Below are 246 nucleotides of genomic sequence, written 5' to 3'. Positions count from 1 at the left end.
CCAGATGGCTCATCGCAACCGGACTCTTCCTGATGCTCGGTGCCTGTGTTGAAAAACCCAGCACCCTCGAGCGCGTCAAGGAGGATGGCGTGCTGCGCGTGATTACCCGCAACAGCCCGGCCACCTACTTCCAGGACCGCAACGGCGAAACCGGCTTCGAGTACGAGTTGGTCAAGCGTTTCGCCGACGATCTGGGCGTGGAGCTGAAGATCGAGACCGCCGACAACCTCGACGACCTCTTCAACC

1 pseudogene is annotated in these 246 nt (G+C 61.0%); it reads left to right on the top strand.

The features are described from left to right. Positions 1-246, top strand: a pseudogene (locus tag AC0IXA_RS27955) (membrane-bound lytic murein transglycosylase MltF); the annotation flags it as partial.

Source organism: Pseudomonas sp. AC083, assembly GCF_979253165.1.
Note: the sequence above shows the minus strand (reverse complement) of the source record. Positions and strands in the feature narration are given on the sequence as shown.